We start from the raw sequence: 18,002 nt of genomic DNA, 5'->3' as shown, positions 1-18,002 counted from the left end.
TTTCTTTTTCCTGTTGTAGCGAATGTGAAATATGGAAAATTTCTATAAACTGATATTTTATAGCAAGTAAATAAATTAGGGTGTACCTCATAAGACTGGGAAACGCTATATAAAATTAACACATTAGACCAAGTGTTCAAAGGAAGGAACAAAGCAAGACTTGTCACAAAGGAATCCTGCTGTTGAGACAACTACTGAAACCTGTGGTGTATAATTCTGCTTGAGATGGGATTTCTGACATTTCTCACATAGCATTTATATTTGCCTGTTAGATTTGTATAATTACGTAGTGAAACTGGAATGTCAATACTGTATTTAACGTATTTTTCAATACAGATTTTCATACAATATAATTCGTTTAATGAATAAAAATTTAATCTTTTTTTAATCAAAAACGCCATTATGTGAGGTTAGATATTATTGCTAATAATACGTAAACTTATATTAAGTAAATATCAAAAATTTGACATGATGTATTTTTTTTGATATCGTGTTTTACGAAGATAAAAAGCCAAAAATGAGCTTGAAAATTCAGCCACAATTATCCCAAAACCAGACAAATTGCCAAAAGGTATAGAAAAATATGCAATCAGTATTAATGTTTGATGGTAAGGATGATTATGTAGAAATTCCTTATAACCAGTCACTTAATCCCAACTTATTTACTGTTTCCAGTTGGGTAAAAGTTACCGGTGGGCAAGGCCGCTTTCGTTCTGTAATTACCAGCCGTGTTACCAAAGATTCCGCAGGTTACATTATCTATGCAGGAGATAATAATAAATGGCAAGCTTGGGTCGGTAACGGAAGTGATTGGGAAATTGTTAATAATAATGATATTCCTGTAGTTCTCAATGTCTGGACTCATATAGCAAGTACCTTTGATGGCAAGCAATTGAAACTTTATGTCGATGGCAAAGAAGTTGGTAGTAAAAATGTAGTTTATGCACCGAATACGCGATGCCCTCTGCGAATCGGTGCTGGTGCCACCGAAGCAAATCCAAGATATTTCTATTCTGGTCAAATTACGGAAGTTAGTGTCTGGAATAAAGCTCTGACAGCGGCTGAAATTCAGGCAAAGATGAATCAGTATCTGACTGGGAAGGAAGATGGTTTAGTTGCTTATTTGCCCTTGAATGAAGGTTCGGGCAATCTTGTTAAAGAAAAGACAGGTAACGGCATTAACGGCACAATTAATGGTGCTGTTTGGCAACAAGAAGAAATCCCTCTAGTTAAACCAGAAACTACACCAGTTTTGAAATCTTTAGGTAGAATTGTCGTTAATGCAGACGAATCGACTTTAAGTGATCAAGGAATCAAAACTATACCTGATGCAGCTACATTTGCTCTGAATATTGCCAAATATTTTGTAGGAGAAAACAAAGGTAAGTTTCATGTACTTTCCAATAATTTTGGGTTAACAGGAGCATCTCTGGAACAAACAATGACCAAAGCAGGTCATACTTGGACTAAGGGAATGAATATTCCTATTAACCTAGAAACCCTGCAAAAATATGACGGTATTTTTATTGGTGGTGATCTTGTAGAGAACCAAGTTTTAATTGAATATGTGAAAAATGGAGGTAAGGTTTACCTTTGTGCTGGTACTGGTAAAGGAGGAGCGCAAGCAGAAGCAAATAATTGGAATACTTTCTTAGCTGCTTTTGGTTTGAAAATCCAGGGAATCTACAACGCAATTACTGGTAATATAGCAGTTAATAATCCCAATCATTCTCTCTTTGCAGGAGTCACAACCCTTTATCAAAACAATGGTAATTTCATTACTGATTTACAAACTGATTCACAACTAAATCAAATCATTCTTGCTCATAGTAGTGGAAAAGGGTTAATAGGTACTGCTGAATTTGTTAAACCTTCTGCACCAAAATCTCCTGCCTGACTAACCACCTAATTATCCTCAATTTTTTTTCTCAACTTTTTCAACCAACCCCAACTAAGTCACGGGTATATTTTATTCATGTTACTCTCTCGCTGCTGTCTATTAGATATCTCCGGTAATTCAATATCCGTAATTTGAAACCCTTGTAGGGACAATTCATGAATTGTCTCTACATTCATTTTCGCTAGATGTCTATATAGGGGTTGCTGATAGCGTAGCGTAAGCCATAAAAGTCTTTCCGTGAAGATTAAGGAGTATGGCTAACGCCACGCTTACTTCGACACCGCCCTTCGACACCGCTCAGGACAGGCTCAGGACAGGCTCAGGACAGGCTCAGTACAAGTCGCTATCAAGGAGTCAGGAGTTAAAGGATATCAAGGAGTTTTTTGGATTTTGAAACGAGGTAAAAAACCAACAAAGTGTAAGGTTTTCCAGTTCATAAGTCATAAAAGCTTGTACCTGCCTGCTCTCAGGCGCGGCTTTTTCCATTTCAAATTGCCTAAAATTCTTTGCATGGAATATTTTCATGTTTATTTAGCATCTCCTATATATCTATTCACAGCTTATACCAATAGAGCTTTTTTACATCCTTTCCGACTTTTCAAACATCCTTTAAATAATCAATTCATATTAGCTAAATACAGCAGATTGCATATCAATGAGGTACAAGTCCTGCCTGCCCTTGTGTACCTTATCTAAATCAAATGTGTGCTGTAAATAATTTTTAATGTTTAATTTTCCATACAATACAATTATTTTAATTCATTAAAATTTAATATTTTTAATCAAAAATGTGAGTTAGATATTATTGCTAATAATACGTAAACTTATATTAATTAAATATCAAAAATTTGACATGATGTATTTTTTTTGATATCGTGTTCCACGAAGGCTAAAAGCCAGAAATGAGCTTAAAAATTCAGCCACAATTATCCCAAAACCAGACAAATTGCCAAAAGGTATAGTGTTAAATCATTATACTTCCAACAGGCTGAAGATGTTGCATTAATCATAATCAAAAACCAAAAACCTTTGGCTCAAAATTATAAGGATCATCAACATGAGCAACGATTTAACCGGTGGAAATGAACTGAAAAGCCGTGGAGTTTGTGATACAAGAACGAACTTTTATTTAGTAGATACTAACAATCCCATTAATATTAATGGCGATATTAATGGCTGGGAAATTTGGGCAGATACAACAGCTCCTCTACAACTGATTATTTACCGAAAAGACGGTAGTTCTTGGTCAGTAGTAGGTAAGAGTGATATGAAAACTCCTGTAGTGGGACTTAACCAGTTTTCCCTATCTACACCCATGACAGTTAAACAAGGTGACTTTGTTGGGATTTATTATCCTGGAGGAGGTTCAGTAAGTTTCAACCTCACAACAGATAAAGAAGCTTCGGACTTGGGAAATTTAACTAGTAAAGTTCTTTTCACTAACACTGGTGCTGGTGCTACAGCCTTTTCTGGCTCAAGTAATCGCGTTTATTCCATCAGGGTAAAAGGTGTTGCACAAGTAATACAACCTACAAGTGAGAAAACCATACCTGGTGTGATAGGTATAGGTATGAACAACCAACTATATACCAGAAAGACCTTAACCAGTAATTGGGAACATATTGCTAACAGTGGTTCTGTAATAGGTATTACCGTAATGTCAGACGGTACGATAGTTGGTATAGGCACAAATAATCAACTATATACCAGAAAGACCTTAACCAGTAATTGGGAACATATTCCTAACAGTGGTTCTGTAATAGGTATTACCGTCATGGCAGACGGTACAATAGTTGGTATTGGCACGAATAATCAACTATATACCAGAAAGACCTTAACCAGTAATTGGGAACATATTCCTAACAGTGGTTCTGTAATAGGTATTACCGTCATGGCAGACGGTACAATAGTTGGTATTGGCACGAATAATCAACTATATACCAGAAAGACCTTAACCAGTAATTGGGAACATATTGCTAATAGTGGTTCTGTCTTAGGTATTACCGTAATGCCAGACGGTACAATAGTTGGTATAGGCATGAACAATCAACTATATACCAGAAAGACCTTAACCAGTAATTGGGAACATATTGCTAATAGTGGTTCTGTATTGGGGATTGTATGTTATTCAGGTGTAGCATTAGCACCCAAGAATCAAACAGAAGTTACAACAGAAGTTAAAGCAGACACTACAGCAGTGTTGAAATCTTTAGGTAGAATTGTCGTTAATGCAGACGAATGGACTATAAGTGATGCAGGAATCAAAACTACACCTGATGCAGCTACATTTGCTCTGAATATTGCCAAATATTTTGTAGGAGAAAACAAAGGTAAGTTTCATGTACTTTCCAATAATTTTGGGTTAACAGGAGCATCTCTAGAACAAACAATGACTAAAGCGGGTCATACTTGGACTAAGGGAATGAATATTCCTATTAACCTAGAAACCCTGCAAAAATATGACGGGATTTTTATTGGTGGCGATCTTGTAAATAACCAAGTTTTGATTGAATATGTGAAAAATGGAGGTAAGGTTTACCTTTGTGCTGGTACTGGTCAAGGAGGAGCGCAAGCAGAAGCAAATAATTGGAATACTTTCTTAGCTGCTTTTGGTTTGAAAATCCAGGGAGTGTACAACGGAATTGACGGTAATATAGCAGTTAATAATCCCAATCATCCTCTCTTTGCAGGAGTCAAAACCCTTTATCAAAACAATGGTAATTCCATTACTGATTTACAACCTGATTCACCATTAAATCAAATCATTCTCGCTCATAGTAATGGACAAGGATTAATAGGTACTGCTGAATTTATTAAACCTCCTGCACATCCGAATATTGCTACAGGAACAAAAATTCAACTCAAATCTTGGAAAGGAGATTACTTACATCGTCCTGACTCAGCACAAGGCGTTACATCTTGGAATACTGGTATCGGTAATGAATGGGTAGTTGAGTTCATAGGTGAGAACAAAATTCAACTCAAATCTTGGAAAGGAGATTACTTACATCGTCCTGACTCAGCACAAGGCGTTACATCTTGGAATACTGGTATCGGTAATGAATGGGTAATTGAGTTCATAGGTGAGAACAAAATTCAACTCAAATCTTGGAAAGGAGATTACTTACATCGTCCTGACTCAGCACAAGGCGTTACATCTTGGGGTACTGGTATCGGTAATGAATGGGTAGTAGAAATTATTTCTACAAGTGATAAAACCATACCAGGTGTGATAGGTATAGGCATGAACAACCAACTATATACCAGAAAAACCTTAACCAGTAATTGGGAACATATTGCTAACAGTGGTTCTGTCTTAGGTATTACCGTAATGTCAGACGGTACGATAGTTGGTATTGGCATGAACAATCAACTATATACCAGAAAGACCTTAACCAGTAATTGGGAACATATTGCTAACAGTGGTTCTGTAATAGGTATTACCGTCATGGCAGACGGTACAATAGTTGGTATTGGCACGAATAATCAACTATATACCAGAAAGACCTTAACCAGTAATTGGGAACATATTGCTAACAGTGGTTCTGTAATAGGTATTACCGTAATGCCAGACGGTACAATAGTTGGTATTGGCACGAATAATCAACTATATACCAGAAAGACCTTAACCAGTAATTGGGAACATATTGCTAATAGTGGTTCTGTCTTAGGTATTACCGTAATGCCAGACGGTACAATAGTTGGTATAGGCATGAACAATCAACTATATACCAGAAAGACCTTAACCAGTAATTGGGAACATATTGCTAATAGTGGTTCTGTATTGGGGATTGTATGTTATTCAGGTGTAGCATTAGCACCCAAGAATCAAACAGAAGTTACAACAGAAGTTAAAGCAGACACTACAGCAGTGTTGAAATCTTTAGGTAGAATTGTCGTTAATGCAGACGAATGGACTATAAGTGATGCAGGAATCAAAACTACACCTGATGCAGCTACATTTGCTCTGAATATTGCCAAATATTTTGTAGGAGAAAACAAAGGTAAGTTTCATGTACTTTCCAATAATTTTGGGTTAACAGGAGCATCTCTAGAACAAACAATGACCAAAGCAGGTCATACTTGGACTAAGGGAATGAATATTCCTATTAACCTAGAAACCCTGCAAAAATATGACGGGATTTTTATTGGTGGTGATCTTGTAGAGAACCAAGTTTTAATTGAATATGTGAAAAATGGAGGTAAGGTTTACCTTTGTGCTGGTACTGGTCAAGGAGGAGCGCAAGCAGAAGCAAATAATTGGAATACTTTCTTAGCTGCTTTTGGTTTGAAAATCCAGGGAATCTACAACGCAATTACTGGTAATATAGCAGTTAATAATCCCAATCATCCTCTATTTGCAGAAGTCAAAACCCTTTATCAAAACAATGGTAATTTCATTACTGATTTACAAACTGATTCACAACTAAATCAAATCATTCTTGCTCATAGTAGTGGAAAAGGGTTAATAGGTACTGCTGAATTTGTTAAACCTTCTGCACCAGAACCAACACCAGAACCTGTCGCTGAATCAACACCGGAAGTTAAACCAGAACCAACACCACAACCTGTCGCTGAATCAACACCGGAAGTTAAACCAGAACCAACACCACAACCGATCGCTGAATCAACACCGGAAGTTAAACCAGAACCAACACCAGAACCGATCGCTGAATCAACACCGGAAGTTAAACCAGAACCAACACCACAACCTGTCGCTGAACCAACACCAGAAGTTAAACCAGAAACCACGGTTGAAAGTACACCGGAAACTCCAGTTAGTGACTCAGAAGAATTTACCATTACTGCTACTCAAGGTGTCACCATTTCCAAACTATCTTACAAAGGTCAAGTCAAACGTACTCAGTCCGATGAATACATAGAAATTAGCAATTTTGGTAACATTCCTGCTGATATTTCTGGTTGGAAAATTACTTCTGCGGGTAGTGCTAAACAAGTATTCATTTTCCCCCAAGGAACTGTGTTAGAAGGTGGTAAGAGTTTCCGTGTTTACACAAATGAAGTACATCCTGAAACCGGTGGTTTCTCTTTTGGTAGTCGTTCTGCAATTTGGAATGATGCAGGGGATGAAGCAAAATTGTTTGATGCAGCAGGAAATAATGTTTCTACTTTAGCTTATGGTAAAAATACCATTGCAGGTATCAAACAAGAATTAAAAGTTCCTCAACTCAAGTTTGTTGCTACTTATAATGCAGTTAACAAACAAATGTCTTTAGGTGGAAAAGTGACATTTACCGAAGCTGTATCTCTAGCAATTCGCAGTTTCTTAGAAGATGAAAGTGATGCTGAAAGTCCTTTAGGATTAATTCTCAATGATCCTGATAGTTTTGATTTACCAAATGATGTTACCAAAGCAGTCGCTACTGAAGAACTGCGTTCTTATCTCAACGAAAATGGGGTATTAACTTTATATCCTACCGCGAAACGTAGCACCGCAGAAAATGGCGAAACTGTAGATGAAAATTGGATTTTTGAGTTATCACTAGATGCAATGAGTGATGTCATCTTTTGGGCAATTGTACCCCGTTCCGGTGATAAAAAAGTCTATAACTATGGGTTTTTATAGGTAGGTTTTTTATCAATTGATAATTGATAATTGATAATTGATAATTGTTTCATTCAAGGTTTAATGGATGGGTAATTGTCAATTGTTAATTGTTAATTGTCCATTGTTGAAAGGTATTCAGCTTTGAATGTCCAGCACCAGATCCCCGAATTATTTGATAAGTAGGGGATCTGAATTTTTCAAGTTATGAAAGTGTATTGATATCAATTCCTTTAGCTTGCAATTTCGCTAATAAGTCTTGATATTTTTGCTGCTCCTGTTCCAATTGTTGATTTAATTCCAGAGATGTGAGAAACTTTCTTTCATCAGGATAATAAATTTCTAAATTATCTGATGTTAATTCAAAACGTATTCCTAAACGTGGACTTACCCAATTATTCATTTCTTCAATTTCTTCTAACCATTCTTCTTCTCTAATAAGTCCGGTTAATTCAAGGGTTGTTGGATCGTAAATATAATATTCTTCTACTCCATAACGATGATAAAAAAGTAACTTTCTCGCCATTTCTTGACTACGATTTCCGGGAGATAATATTTCAAAAACCACCTGGGGAGCAATATTATTTTCTTCCCATTGTTTATAAGAACCACGTCTACCTTTTGGTCTACCAAAAATCACCATGACATCAGGTGCTTGACGGGTTTTTACACTTCCCTCAACTGGATACCAAAGTAAATCACCTGCTATAAATACATCAGGGTTTGATGCAAATAGTATTTCTAAATTCTCCTTAATTTTAACTATCCATTCATAGTGTTCTGTATTTTCTGCCATCGGTTTTCCATCACTATCAGGGTAGATTATTTCTGATTGGGTTTCTGGTGTAATTTGCTGTACCATATCTATATCTCCATTTTACCAAAGGTAAATAATTGTTTTATTTGACAGTGGTACTCAATCAAGTTATTTATTATTGTACAGGGAATAAATAGGGAATAGAGTTTTAAATAATTTATTGTATGGAGTTCTTACAAAAAAAGAAGTCTGAAATACACAAAACATTATAATAAAAAAACCCTTACCTTCTTCTCTTTGCGTCTTTGCGTCTTTGCGTGAGACATAAAAATGCTATCCTAAAAAATATAATAACCAATAAAAACAAAATGCCAGCGCCTACGATAACCCCAACAACAACAGCTTTTCCATTGACTGCTGTAGTCGGTCAAGAAGCGATTAAAATAGCATTACTGTTAACAGCAGTAGATCCCGGTTTGGGGGGTGTGGTAATTGCTGGTCGTCGAGGTACGGCTAAATCTGTGATGGCGCGTGCCATTCACGCCTTGTTACCACCTATAGAAGTTGTGAAAGATTCCATTAGCAACTGTGATCCAAACCACCCGGAAGAATGGGATGATAAACTGTTAGCGGAACAAAGACAGGAAATAGAAACAGAAGTAAAACCCGTTCCTTTTGTTCAAATACCCTTGGGTGTCACCGAAGATCGACTTTTAGGTTCTGTGGATGTGGAACAGTCGGTTAAACAAGGTGATACAGTTTTTCAACCAGGGTTACTGGCCACCTGTAACAGAGGTGTGTTATATGTGGATGAAATCAATTTATTAGATGATCAAATTAGTAATCAACTGTTAGCGGTATTATCTGAGGGACGCAACCAGATAGAACGGGAAGGTATCAGTTTTCAACATCCCTGTAAACCGTTGTTTATTGCAACTTACAACCCAGAGGAAGGCGCTTTAAGGGAGCATTTACTTGATAGAATTGCGATCGCCCTTTCTGCTGATGGTGTTCTGGGTTTAGATCAAAGAGTGGAAGCAGTGGAACAGGTCATTGCTTACTCCCGTTCTCCCCAAGAATTTTTAAACCAATACAGCGAAGATATAGACGCACTCAAAACCCAAATACTTCTCGCACGGGAATGGTTAAAAGAAGTCAGCATTTCTTTAGAACAAATCACATACCTTGTTAATGAATGTATCCGCGCTGGAGTAGAAGGACATCGCGCCGAATTGTTTGCTGTCAGAGTTGCCAAAGCAGCAGCAGCTTTAGAAGGACGTAATACCGTTAACGCGGAAGACTTGCGACGTGCGGTAGAGTTGGTGATCGTTCCCCGCACTACCATAATTCAAACCCCACCCCCCGATCAACCACCTCCACCACCCCCACCACCCCAAAGTCAAGACGACTCGGAAGAACAAGAGGAAGAGGAAGAACAGGAAGACAAAGAAGAACAACAGGAAGAACAGGAACAACAAGAACCCCCAGATATTCCCGAAGAATTTGTATTTGATCCTGAAGGGGTAATTTTGGATTCTGATGTATTATATTTTGCTCAGATGTCCCAACGTCAAGGTAAATCTGGAAGTCGTAGTTTAATCTTCTCAGAAGACAGGGGACGTTATATCAAGCCAATGTTACCCAAAGGAAAGGTAAAACGTATTGCCGTAGATGCCACATTGCGAGCCGCAGCCCCGTATCAAAAAGCACGTCGCGCCAGACAGCCGAATAAAAAGGTAATTGTTGAACAGGGTGATATGCGGACAAAGCGGTTAGTTAGGAAAGCGGGCGCTTTAGTTGTATTTGTAGTTGATGCTTCTGGTTCAATGGCATTAAACCGGATGCAATCTGCGAAGGGTGCAGTAATGCAGCTTTTAACCGAATCCTATCAAAACCGTGATCAAATTGCTTTGATACCTTTCCGGGGTGAACAAGCGGAAGTGTTATTACCTCCTACCCGTTCCATCGCTTTAGCAAAAAACAGGTTAGAAAAATTACCTTGTGGTGGTGGTTCACCGTTAGCACATGGGTTAACTCAAGCCGTGAGAATTGGTGTTAATGCTCAAATGGGCGGAGATATCGGTCAGGTTGTGATTGTGGCAATTACTGATGGTCGTGGTAATATTCCTTTATCTCGTTCTTTAGGTGAACCCCAAGAACCAGGAGAAAAACCGGATATCAAAGCGGAATTGCTAGATATTGCAGCGAGGATTAGAGCCGCAGGGATGCAATTACTGGTGATTGATACAGAAAGTAAGTTTGTTTCTACTGGTTTTGCGAAAGAGTTAGCGAAAACTGCGGGAGGTAAATATTACCAGTTACCGAAAGCGACAGATAAGGCGATCGCATCTATGGCTAGAGGAGCGATCGCTGATATAAAATCTAAATAGTGGTATCAGATCCCCAACTTCTATCATGAATGATCAATTATGAAGATCATGATCAAAGAAGTCGGGGATCTAGTTTAGGTTAAGCTAATTTGTAGATAAGTCTATTGATTTTTACTACCATTGAAGGAGAATGTAGTCAATGCAACTTCTAGCTCCAACTGAAGAAAAGATGTGGGAAAAAATAGCATCTACAAACTATGTAAAAATGTCTGATCAAGAAATAAATGCAAAATATGAAAAAGGTGAACAACGAATATTAACTGAAATGAACCGGGAAAAGCTACCAGCTTTTGTAGAATCGTTAAAAAAACCCGGTTATATGGATCTTAGACCTTTTTATCAAAGAAGAAATAGATGGAATAAGAAAAAACAGTCTCAACTAATAGAATCTTTTTTGATTAATATTCCTGTACCTCCAATTATTCTGTATGAAAAGAAATATAATGTTTATGAAGTAATGGATGGTCAACAGAGAATTACTGCTCTTAAAGATTTTTATGAAAATCGTCTGCAATTAACAGGTTTAGAACTTTGGCCAGAACTGAATGGACGTACATATAATGAACTTCCTGGAAATATTAAAGCAGGAATTGATCGTCGTTCTATTTCGACTATAGTTTTAATTACAGAGTCAACATCTAGTCCAGAAGATGCACTGTTTTTAAAACAGCTTGCTTTTGCGCGTATCAACACTGGAGGAGTAGCACTCAGTCATCAGGAAATACGTAATTGTTCATTTTATGGTCAGTTTAATCAGTTATTGCTAGAGTTAGCAGCTAATCCAATTTTTGCAGCAGCTTGGAATATTCCCATTGATGATAAAGAAGAACTTCAGAAAAATAACTTCTACAAAAAGATGGAAGATGCGGAACTAATTCTGCGTTTTTTTGCATTGCGTAATACTGATAAGTTTAGTAGAGGTATGGAGGGATTTCTCGACTTATATATGATGAAAAGTCTATCATTTTCTGCTCAAGATATCGAATTTCTAAAAGACATTTTTTTCAAAACTATCAATCTAGCTCACCACATATATGGAGAGAAATTATTCAAACCTTTTGATCCTCAGTCTGATACTTGGAAGGATAGAGCATACAAAGCTTATTATGATGCAGTAATGGTGGGTTTTAGTAGACATTTAGAAGATTCAAATATTTTATGGGAACGTAAGTCAAAAGTAATTGAAAAAACTAAAATTCTGTTTAGAGAAGATACATCAAAGCTGTTTACTGGAGGTGGAAAAACCAAGACTGATATTCAAGAAAGAATCAGTATATTTGATAATATGCTATCTCAAGTCATAGCAGAGTAAAAAGCAATGTTTCAAAATCTGCTCATGGCTGTAAAAGCTAATATTTCTACAATTCGTGCCATTATCAAAACGAATGAGAAAATTCGAGACATTGCTTTTGGAGATGTTTCTGTATATCCAGAAGAAACAAAAATAGTCCTCATGGATATGTTTCAAGATATCCCGGAAGCAACTGATTGGCGTGTTTATGATCATTGTGCTGTCGTCACTCGTTTGTATGCTATTTATGAAACCTTTGTAGAAGACTTAATTCGAGATTGGTTAATTATTTTACCAAGTTTATATCCAAATTATTCAGACTTAAACGAAACTATTCGTAGGATTCACCAAACTGGAGTAGGAAGACTGCTGCAAGAAATATTGAAAGAAGATAATAATAGATACAAGAACCTATCTGTACAAAAGGTCATGCTGGGGTTATTGAATGGAGAAACTGGAGAAGATAAATATCAACTATTACCAGATGCTTTTCTCTTTCATGAACAGAATTTACGCAAAAATAGCTTAGAAAGATTATTAGCAAATGCTGGTATTTCTGATACTTGGGGTTGGATCATAAAACATAGATATGTAAAATATTTTATTGAAGAAATTAGAGGAAATGAAACTTCGATGGAAAAAGAACTTAATACATTAATTAGTTATCGCAACGACGCTGCACATAGTACAAAGATAGAAGATTGGTTAGGATTTAAACCACTGTTAGAATTATGTGATTTTGTTGAAAGTTTATGTCAAGCACTAACTGAATTAGTCAATTATCAGGTGCTTCAAAGTAAAGAATCAATTGGACAAGTACAAGAAGTTGGTAAAATTACAGAGTGGTTTAAAAAACCTCAAGCTGGTGTTTTCACAGCATATATAGAATGTTCATTATCAGTTGGTAGCACTATTATTTTAGTAGGAGAATCCTACTGTCAAGAAGCTAAAATAGAGAGTATTAAATATAATGATCAGTCAATTACTGATGAGATTAAAACAACCACAGGAATGGAGGTAGGGTTAAAATTTGATGTTGAGGCCAGAAAAGATTTGCGTTTGTATAAATTAACGACTTAAAGCAGATATAAAATCTAAATAGGGGTATCAGATCCCCGACTTCTTTGATCATGATCTTCATAATTGATCATTCATGATAGAAGTCGGGGATCTAGTTTAATGTAAACGAGAGATTTCTCACATATTCCCGAAAAACAGAAGATAATGAAAACATCACTTTATCTTCTTTCAGTTTACTTACTAAATACCGTTGTTGTAAAGATTGTAAACCGTTATTAAAATCAACTGAGGATAAATTTAAGGTTTCTATTAACGTTTGTCTTAATTCTTCTCTAGAAATAGGGTTTTCAAACTTACTCAGTTGTAATACTATTTGTTGTTCTATAGGTGATAAACGGTTATATATCTCTTGAAAATGAGACTGGATTTGCTGGGTAATATGTAATGTATTCTCTGCTAAAAATTCAACAACTTCACCATCATAATTTTTGGCAATTAAGACGGTAATAGTTTTTAAAAACATTAAGTTACCTGTATATAATTTGATTAAATCTAACCAACTATCCTGATTTTTTAATCCTGTATTTTGGAGAATATCGGAATGATATAAACCTGAGATTTCTAAAGATTTGATGGGATATAATTCTGGATATAAAGATTCCATTTCTGGACATTGTTCTTGACTAATTAAGATAATATTACTTTGATGTTGGGTTTCTGTAACAAGTTTGAATAAGGGTTGATAATCTTGATATTCTGGTTGATATTTTCCCGCAAGTTCACCAGGTGTAAAGATATTTTGGATATCATCAAGGATGATTAAACATTTTTGTGTAGAGAGAATATTAAATAGTTGTTTGATTTTATCATCTAGATTTTTTTCAGGTTGTTGTTTACAGACTTGCAATAAATCATCAATGAGTAAATTTAGAGATTTGGGATATTTTAAACTTTTCCAAATTATGACTTCAAATTTATCTAAGTTGAAATCTACAAATCTTTTAACTAGAGTAGTTTTACCAATTCCTGATAAACCTAAAATAGAGATTAAAGGGGTGTTTTGATTGAGAATACAATTAGATAAATATTCTAATTCTTTCTCTCTTCCATAAAATCTAATAATTCTCGGTGATAAAGTTAAATCATGGTAAGAAGATTTTTGTATTTCTGTTTCTTGGGAATTTTTATTATTTGATGGATGATTTGAATTTTGACAATTAGAATAAGAATTAATATTATGATTTCCACCAAAACTAACAATTTTAGAATTTATAACTCTTTCTATAGTCCAAGCAAAATTAGATTTATTAATATTTTCTCCCAACTTATCCGATAATGTTTTAAATAACTTTCTACTTTCATCACCAATATAACCTTCATCATAATTATAAAGTTCAGCAATTTGTTTATAAGTTTTACCCTTAAATAATTCTTCAATAATTCTTTTTTGCAGATCATCTAAATGCTGATCTGTTTCTGTGAAAATTAAATTATCTACAAATTGCAAAATTTCTGTAATAGTCATAAAAACTAGATGTTATAAATTGATATTATCCGCTACGCAGAAAAAGCAAAAACATCAATCTCAATTTTTTTATGAGATTTTTTATTACTATTCAGCAGTGAGCGAATATTTTCCGCAGTTTCACTACTAAAAGTTATTTCTCCACAACGAGAACAAACTTTAGCGGGAATACCCTCAACTAAAATTAGTTTACCGTTAATTTCAAAAGTTTCATTTACTAACTCTTGAGTAAAATTTTCTGAACCACAAATATGACAACTCAACATTATGACCTCCTCTGACAATAATTAATCCATTCTTTTGGATCAGAATCTGCTTATTTACAGGATTGATGCAGTCTGACGCACCTTACCAGATTTTATAAGCCGTTCAAGTATTATAACTTATATTGCTTCCAAACAATCAGGTATTTTCAGGTATTTTTTTAATATTTTTTCATTAAATATCAAGTAATATCAGCATTGTTAAACCCATATAAAATAATGGTTTTCCTGCGACTAGACGTAATCCAGAAAAATAATGTATAATAATCATAGAATTAATTATAAAAATATGCAACAATTAATCATTCAAGTTGCTGATAAAGAAAAAGCAGAGATGCTACTAAAAATTATTTCTGCTTTAGATTTTGTCAAATCTGTAGAAGTAGTAGAGGATAACAATAATATAGCTGATAGTGAGCAAGAATTTTTTGATTTAGCGGGAATTTGGGAAAATAGAGATATTAGCACTCAATCCATTCGTCAAGAAGCATGGAGAACAGAAAATAAATGATTTTATGTGATACAAATATTATCATAGAATTTTATAAAAACAATTCTCAAGTTATCTCTGAACTGCGGTTTCAGGGAATTAATCAATTAGCTATTAGTTCTATTACTCAAGCTGAATTATATTATGGTGCTATTAATAATTTGGAGTTGAAAAAAATTAAAACCCATTTACAATTACTCCATATTTTTCCTATTGATGTCATGATATCTACTCAGTTTATTACACTAATGGAAAATTACTCTCTTAGTCATAAATTAAGTATACCTGATGCTTTAATTGCTGCAACAGCATTAGTTAATCAGATTGATTTATATACATTAAATGTTAAATATTTTCGTTTTATTAAAGGCTTAAATTTACATCAACCTTCTATTAATTAGTTGTAAGATGTGTCAGATATCAAGAATCCGCTTATTTACAGGATTGATGCAGTCTGACCTATCCTACCAGATTTTATAAGCTGTTCAAGTATTATAACTTAGATTGATTCCAAAAAATCAGGTATTTTCAGGTATTTTTGTAATATTTATTAATTATACATCAAGGAATATCAGGGATTTTCTGAGGTGACAAAAAAGTAACAATCTATAAAAATGATTAATCAAGGTGTATTCAATTACAATGCTTTGAGGAAAACTATGGTTAATCAACTTTATTATGGAGACAACTTAGAAGTTTTAAGAAAGTATATTAAAGATGAATCGGTAGACTTATGTTATATTGATCCTCCTTTTAATTCTAAACGCAATTACAATCAAATTTATAATAATATTGGTTCAGAAGATAAAGCACAAGCGCAAGCATTTATTGATACTTGGGAATGGGATGATCACGCTATTAAGGGATTAAGTGAAATCACCAGTAATTATCATGGTTTATTTACTCAACAATGTATAGCTTTAATTACAGGTTTAAGTAATGTTTTAGGAACAGGTAGTTTACTTGCTTATTTAGTGAGTATGACTTTAAGAATAACAGAAATTCATCGAGTTTTAAAACCTACAGGTAGTTTTTATTTACATTGCGATCCTACCTCTAGTCATTATTTAAAGTTAGTTTTAGATGCTGTTTTTTGTTCTCAAGGTGGAGATTTTTTAAATGAACTTATTTGGAAAAGAACCACCGCACATAACGATTCTCAAAGATTTGGTAGGATTCAGGATCGTATATTATTTTATAGCAAATCACAGTCAAAAATATTTAATTATATAGATAATATTCATTCGGATAAACAATTATCTCGTTATAAGTATTCAGATCAAAAAGGTTTATATAGAGCAGAAAACTTAACTGCTCCAAAATTTTCAGAAACAAGAACTGTAGAATGGAAAGGTGTTCATCCTGGAAATAATAGACAATGGAGATTTTCTATTGAAAAGCTAGAAGAATTATATGAAAATGGTGATATTTTACTACAAAAGGATGGTAGACCTAGAAAGGATGGTTTAAAACAATATTTACATGAAACAAAAAATCCTGTATTACAAGATATTTGGACAGATATATCATTTCCCCCTACTACGAAAGAACGTTTAGGATATCCAACACAAAAACCAGAAGCATTATTAGAAAGAATAATAAAAGCCAGTTCCAACGAAAATGATATCGTATTAGATGCTTACTGTGGATGTGGTACAACAGTTGCAGTGTCTCAAAAATTAGACAGACAATGGATAGGAATAGACATCACTTATCAAAGTATAAGTTTAGTCTTAAAAAGATTAGAAGACAGCTTTGGTAAAGGAGTTTTAGACACCATTAAATTACATGGTATACCCAAAGATATCGAAAGCGCAATAGCATTAGCAAATAAAAAAGACGATCGCACTCGTAAAGAATTTGAAAAATGGGCAATTTTAACCTATACAAATAACCGAGGAATAATTAACATCAAAAAAGGATCAGATCAAGGAGTAGACGGAATTGTTTATTTTTACGGTGATAAAGGAGATCAAGAAAAAATCATCTTACAAGTTAAATCTGGGAAGGTAAAATCAGGAGATATCCGCGATTTATTAGGAACAATGACCTTAGAAAATGCCAGAATTGCCATATTTATCACCTTAGAAGATCCTACCAAAGATATGTTAAAAACTGCCAAGTCTGCTGGTTTTTATCAAAATAAACTCATGCCTCATAGTTGTGATAAAATTCAAATTGTCACAGTGCAAGATATTATTGAAAATAAACAACGATTAACTATGACATTAGCTTATGAAGTTTTAAAAAGTGCAGAAAAACAAAAAGAAGTAAAAGCAAGTCAAATTGAGTTAGATATTTAATAATATCTGGTAGGTTGGGTTGAGGAAACGAAACCCAACACATATATTAACTTTTAATAAATTTTCATCAGTTAACCTATTTCATCAGAACATCATGTAGGGCTTTAGCATTGCTAAACCCCTACAAAAATATCGGTTTTTAAGCTGTTACGCAGCTAAATTCTATAATCATAATATTCTTAGCTCTTGTGGAACAGGCATCTTGCCTGTTAAACTTATACAAATTAAATGCACAACAGCTTATAAATAAATTGCAGATGTAAATAATTCACTATTTTTAATTTATCAATGATGCACGATTTAGTGATACTTTGGAAATGCGTTAGCGGTAACTCCCTGAAGCGATCGCTATACTACCCATAATTTACCCTACCTCCACCAAATCAAATAATTAAAAAATCATAAAAATTCTTATTAATACATCAGTATCAAATACAATTAACCAGCAAATAAAAAACTAAAAAACCTAAACATGAACCAAACAACAGCCAATTATG

11 protein-coding genes are annotated in these 18,002 nt (G+C 34.6%); 8 read left to right on the top strand and 3 right to left on the bottom strand.

Annotation, left to right across the window (positions count from 1 at the left end):
* Positions 1-583: 583 nt before the first annotated feature.
* On the top strand, positions 584-1,897 hold the full coding sequence (locus H6F45_RS04475; protein WP_190346581.1) for a LamG domain-containing protein: 1,314 nt from the start codon (positions 584-586) through the stop codon (positions 1,895-1,897).
* Positions 1,898-2,957: 1,060 nt separating this feature from the next.
* On the top strand, positions 2,958-7,487 hold the full coding sequence (locus H6F45_RS26355) for a tectonin domain-containing protein (RefSeq protein WP_242052555.1): 4,530 nt from the start codon (positions 2,958-2,960) through the stop codon (positions 7,485-7,487).
* Between the two features lie 184 nt (positions 7,488-7,671).
* Here H6F45_RS26355 and H6F45_RS04465 read toward each other — a convergent pair whose 3' ends face one another.
* Positions 7,672-8,328 (bottom strand): Uma2 family endonuclease, encoded by a 657-nt coding sequence (locus tag H6F45_RS04465; RefSeq protein WP_190346579.1) that lies wholly within the window; start codon positions 8,326-8,328, stop codon positions 7,672-7,674.
* 263 nt (positions 8,329-8,591) lie between these two features.
* Here H6F45_RS04465 and bchD point away from each other — a divergent pair, with 263 nt between their 5' ends.
* The 3 genes from bchD to H6F45_RS04450 all read left to right on the top strand — a co-directional run bounded on the left by bchD (position 8,592) and on the right by H6F45_RS04450 (position 12,984).
* On the top strand, positions 8,592-10,613 hold the full coding sequence (bchD, locus tag H6F45_RS04460; RefSeq protein ID WP_190346577.1) for a magnesium chelatase ATPase subunit D: 2,022 nt from the start codon (positions 8,592-8,594) through the stop codon (positions 10,611-10,613).
* A 139-nt stretch (positions 10,614-10,752) separates the two neighbouring features.
* Positions 10,753-11,925, top strand: a complete 1,173-nt coding sequence (locus tag H6F45_RS04455) for a DUF262 domain-containing protein (protein ID WP_190346576.1) — start codon at positions 10,753-10,755, stop codon at positions 11,923-11,925.
* A 6-nt stretch (positions 11,926-11,931) separates the two neighbouring features.
* Positions 11,932-12,984, top strand: a complete 1,053-nt coding sequence (locus tag H6F45_RS04450) for an MAE_28990/MAE_18760 family HEPN-like nuclease (protein ID WP_096568792.1) — start codon at positions 11,932-11,934, stop codon at positions 12,982-12,984.
* 91 nt (positions 12,985-13,075) lie between these two features.
* Here the strand turns inward: H6F45_RS04450 and H6F45_RS04445 are convergent, their stop codons facing one another.
* Complete coding sequence (locus H6F45_RS04445; RefSeq protein ID WP_190346574.1) at positions 13,076-14,449, bottom strand: NB-ARC domain-containing protein; 1,374 nt, start codon at positions 14,447-14,449, stop codon at positions 13,076-13,078.
* 32 nt (positions 14,450-14,481) lie between these two features.
* Positions 14,482-14,715 carry a YgiT-type zinc finger protein gene (locus tag H6F45_RS04440; protein ID WP_096568799.1) on the bottom strand — a complete coding sequence of 78 codons (234 nt, stop codon included), beginning with the start codon at positions 14,713-14,715 and terminating at the stop codon, positions 14,482-14,484.
* Positions 14,716-14,968: 253 nt separating this feature from the next.
* On the opposite strand from H6F45_RS04440, the gene H6F45_RS04435 reads away from it, so the two are divergent.
* From H6F45_RS04435 to H6F45_RS04425, 3 genes are all read left to right on the top strand, one after another.
* Positions 14,969-15,223 (top strand): hypothetical protein, encoded by a 255-nt coding sequence (locus tag H6F45_RS04435; RefSeq protein WP_228051855.1) that lies wholly within the window; start codon positions 14,969-14,971, stop codon positions 15,221-15,223.
* The gene (locus tag H6F45_RS04430) at positions 15,220-15,603 is read left to right on the top strand and encodes a type II toxin-antitoxin system VapC family toxin (RefSeq protein ID WP_190346572.1); all 384 of its coding nucleotides are present in this window, start codon (positions 15,220-15,222) and stop codon (positions 15,601-15,603) included. The genes H6F45_RS04435 and H6F45_RS04430 overlap by 4 nt, the downstream gene beginning before the upstream one ends.
* 258 nt (positions 15,604-15,861) lie before the next feature.
* Complete coding sequence (locus H6F45_RS04425) at positions 15,862-17,505, top strand: DNA methyltransferase (protein ID WP_096572711.1); 1,644 nt, start codon at positions 15,862-15,864, stop codon at positions 17,503-17,505.
* The last annotated feature ends 497 nt before the right edge of the window (positions 17,506-18,002 follow it).

Origin of the sequence: Sphaerospermopsis sp. FACHB-1194 (genome assembly GCF_014696235.1) — a bacterium.
Classification (GTDB): Bacteria; Cyanobacteriota; Cyanobacteriia; order Cyanobacteriales; family Nostocaceae; genus Sphaerospermopsis; species Sphaerospermopsis kisseleviana.
This window is presented reverse-complemented; position numbering and strand designations above follow the sequence as displayed.